This window comes from Mycobacterium sp. E1747 (assembly GCF_001667775.1).
In the GTDB taxonomy this organism is placed as follows: Bacteria; Actinomycetota; Actinomycetes; order Mycobacteriales; family Mycobacteriaceae; genus Mycobacterium.
In genome coordinates, this window is record NZ_LZJI01000007.1 from 1 (window position 1) to 3,392 (window position 3,392).

Annotated in this window: 4 protein-coding genes and 1 pseudogene; 2 read left to right on the plus strand and 3 right to left on the minus strand. The window is 71.0% G+C overall.

Features of this window, described 5'->3' with window-relative positions; genetic code table 11:
- A partial coding sequence (locus A5695_RS00950) for a heme o synthase (protein WP_082945771.1) occupies positions 1-532 on the plus strand: 532 nt, incomplete at its 5' end.
- 78 nt (positions 533-610) lie between these two features.
- Here A5695_RS00950 and A5695_RS00955 read toward each other — a convergent pair.
- A complete protein-coding gene (locus tag A5695_RS00955; RefSeq protein ID WP_068077153.1) occupies positions 611-1,585 on the minus strand; it encodes a quinone oxidoreductase in 975 nt (324 codons plus the stop codon).
- Between the two features lie 19 nt (positions 1,586-1,604).
- Here A5695_RS00955 and A5695_RS00960 point away from each other — a divergent pair, with 19 nt between their 5' ends.
- Positions 1,605-2,261 carry a hypothetical protein gene (locus A5695_RS00960; RefSeq protein ID WP_068077155.1) on the plus strand — a complete coding sequence of 219 codons (657 nt, stop codon included), beginning with the start codon at positions 1,605-1,607 and terminating at the stop codon, positions 2,259-2,261.
- Here the strand turns inward: A5695_RS00960 and A5695_RS00965 are convergent.
- Both A5695_RS00965 and A5695_RS28175 read right to left on the minus strand, forming a co-directional pair.
- Positions 2,211-3,140 carry a heme A synthase gene (locus A5695_RS00965; protein ID WP_197515317.1) on the minus strand — a complete coding sequence of 310 codons (930 nt, stop codon included), beginning with the start codon at positions 3,138-3,140 and terminating at the stop codon, positions 2,211-2,213. The two genes, A5695_RS00960 and A5695_RS00965, sit on opposite strands and share 51 nt — an antisense overlap.
- 160 nt (positions 3,141-3,300) lie before the next feature.
- Positions 3,301-3,392: pseudogene (locus A5695_RS28175) on the minus strand (multidrug ABC transporter permease); the annotation flags it as partial.

Sequence of the window (3,392 nt, forward strand, 5' to 3'; positions counted from 1 at the left end):
CACCATCGCCTTCTACGTGCTGGTTTACACGCTGCTGCTCAAGCGCCGCACCTCGCAGAACGTGGTGTGGGGCGGCGCGGCCGGCTGCATGCCGGTGATGATCGGCTGGTCGGCGGTGACCGACACGATCCAATGGCCGGCGCTGGTGATGTTCGCGATCATCTTCTTCTGGACGCCGCCGCACACCTGGGCGCTGGCGATGCGCTACAAGGACGACTACAAGGCCGCCGGTGTGCCGATGCTGCCGGCGGTGGCGACCGAGCGTCAGGTCACCAAACAGATCCTGATCTACACCTGGCTGACGGTGGCCTCGACCCTGGCGCTGGCGCTGGCCGCCGGCTGGCTCTACGCGGCGGTCGCCGTGGTGGCCGGGGTGTGGTTCCTGGCGATGGCCCACCAGCTGTATGCCGGGGTGCGCGCCGGCGAGCCCGTCAAGCCGCTGCGGTTGTTCCTGCAATCGAACAACTATCTGGCGGTGGTGTTCTGCGCGTTGGCCGTCGACTCGGTGATCGCGCTGCCGCACCTGCTCTAGGAGGGCACCGAGCGTGGGCCCTGAGCACGGAATCCGCCTGGAATTCGTCCCTGGGCCCCACCCTCCGCGGCTGGGGATTTAGGGCAGCAACACGATCGAGCCGGCCGTCTTGCGGCCCTGCAGATCCTGGTGGGCGCGCGCGGCTTCGGCCAGCGGGTAGCGGCCGCCGACCTCGACGGTGATGGCCCCGCCGGCGATCGCGTCGAACAATTCCTCTGCCCGCCAGCTGAATTCCTGGCCGGTGCGGATGAAGTGGACCAGCGACGGGCGGGTCAGGAACACCGAACCGGCGGCGTTGAGGCGCTGCGGATCGAACGGCGCAACCGGTCCGCTGGCCGCGCCGAACAGCGCCAGCGTGCCCCGCACCGCCAGGCTGGCCAGGCTGGCGTCGAAGGTGGTGGCGCCCACGCCGTCGTACACGGCCTCGACGCCGGCGCCGTCGGTGAGCCCGCGGATCCGCCGGCCGAATTCTTCCGCGTCGTCGGGGTAGGACAGCACCTCGTCGGCCCCGGCCCGCCGGGACAACCGGGCCTTCTCCGGCGTCGAGACCGTGGTGATCACCCGCGCGCCGAGCACATGCGCCCACTGCGTCAGGATCAGCCCGACGCCGCCCGCTCCGGCGTGCACCAGCACGGTGTCGCCAGCCTGCACCGGATACACCGACTTCAACAGGTAGTGAGCGGTCAGGCCCTTCAGCAGCACCGACGCGGCCACGTCGGAATTCACTTCGTCCGGCACGTGTGCCGTCAAAGACGCTGGGGCCGTGGCGTACTCGGCGTAACCGCCGGACGCCGACGCGCTGACCACGCGGTCGCCGACGAGGAAACCGTCGACTCCGTCACCGGTCGCCTCGACGGTGCCGCAGAGTTCGGAACCGAGGATGAACGGCAGCTCGCGCGGGTACTGCCCGGAGCGGAAGTAGGTGTCGATGTAATTGACGCCGATCGCCTCGGCCTTGATCAACACCTCGCCCGGCCCGGGTGCGGGCCGGGGCGTGTCGACGTAGCGCAGCACCTCGGGGCCGCCGGTTTCGCTGACTTCGATTGCGTGCATGTGCTTATCATGCCCGGGCATGAAACTCGCCCGTCCGGACATCTTCCATCCCCGCATCGTGCTGGCGGGGCCCGGCGACGATGCCGGTCATGGGCCGCCCGAGGATGCCGGCCTGGTGCCCGCGCTGCGCACCCGTGGGCTGCACGCACGCTGGCTGTCCTGGGAGGACCCGGAGACTCTCGACGCCGACCTGGTGATTCTGCGTGCCACCGCGGACCGCCGCGAGGAGTTCCTCGGTTGGACGCGGCGGGTGCGCCACCTGCTCAACCCGCCCGACGCAATCGCTTGGAACCTCGATGAGCGGTATTTGCGCGAGCTGGCGGAGGGTGGGGTGCCGACTGCGCCTGGCGGGCCGTCGCAGGCGGCGTTGATCTTCCTCGGCGGCAAGCAATCACACGCCTGGCCGGTCGAGCCGGAGTTCGAGTCGTGGGACCTCGGTTACGCCGCGCTCGCGCTCGCCGCCGACCGCGCCGGAGTCGCCGCACGCGACCTCCTGTACGCGCGCGTCGACGTGGCAGCTGGCCGGCTGGTCGGGCTCGACCTCGTCGCGCCGTCGCTGGGCTGGCGGCACCTGGGCACCGACGACCGCGAGCGCGCCCAGCGTGACTTCGCGCTGGCCGTGGAGTCAGCCTGCGAGCGGCTCGGGCTCGGTCCGCTCTCGCATCGACGCCCATAGCGCGGCGGTGGCAGCGGTACACGCCGCGGCCCCGGCCACGTGCAGGGCTACCAGCGCGGCCGGGACGCCGGTGAAGTACTGGGCGGTGCCAATGGCGGCCTGCGCGCAGACCAGGGCGAGCAACACGATTAGCCGCCGCAGGATGGGCGGGGCGGCGCGCACCGACAGCAGCCCGAAGCCCAGTCCGACCAGCAGGGCGAGGTAGGCGACCAGTAGCGAGGAGTGCGCGTGGACCAGGGTGTCGACCGCGATCTTGAGCCGCGGCACGGTCCGGGTCGGGCTGCGGTCACCCGCGTGCGGGCCGGCGGCCGTCACCAGCGTGCCGGTGACCAGCACCGCGGCCAGGTCCAGCCCGATCAGCGCCGTCAGGGCGCGCAGCGGCCGGGGGACGCGGCGGTGCGCCACTCCTTCGTCGGGCTCGCCGATCTTGACGTACAGCAGCACCGACAGCCACACCATCGTCATCGAGGTGAGCAGGTGGATGGCGACCGTCCACCAGAGCAGTCCGGTGCGTACGGTGATGCCACCGATAACCGCCTGCACAACCGTCGACACCGGCATCAGCCACGCATAGACCAGCACCTCGGCGCGGCGCCGGGCCCGGATCACGGCCACCACGGCCAGCCCCGCGGCCACGACCACCGCGAAGGTGATCATGCGATTGCCGAACTCGACGGCCTGGTGGATGCGGGGCACCTCGGCGTGGGCGACGGGGGTGAAGCTGCCGGGGAAGCACTGCGGCCAGGTGGGGCAGCCCAGTCCCGACGCGGTGACGCGGACGATCGCGCCGGTGACGGCGATACCGCCCTGGGTGAGTACGACGGCCGCGGCGATGAGGCGCTGGACGCGCGCGCTGGGATCGGGGAGCAGGTCCACCATCCGCCTCAGCGTTCGTCCCACGGGCATGGCCCGATGGTAGGCCAACGACAACTACGCCCTGTAGTAAGCCCTGGTGTCGCGAGACTGAAACCACGCACGCCCGAAGCGGCGTGTCGTGTGCGTGGTTTACGTGTCGCGAGCTGGCCCCGCAGCGCGAGCGTCAGGTGAAGCGGAACCAGCGCAGCGCGGCCAGCGCCGCAACCGCCCCCCACACCGCCAGGACGGCGACGCCGAACCAGTCCACCGAAAAGA

Excerpts from the sequence above, each read along its gene's own strand:
- A5695_RS00955 (WP_068077153.1), bottom strand. The coding sequence starts at position 1,585 with ATGCACGCAATCGAAGTCAGCGAAACCGGCGGCCCCGAGGTGCTGCGC.
- A5695_RS00960 (WP_068077155.1), top strand. The coding sequence starts at position 1,605 with ATGAAACTCGCCCGTCCGGACATCTTCCATCCCCGCATCGTGCTGGCG.
- A5695_RS00965 (WP_197515317.1), bottom strand. The coding sequence starts at position 3,140 with ATGGTGGACCTGCTCCCCGATCCCAGCGCGCGCGTCCAGCGCCTCATC.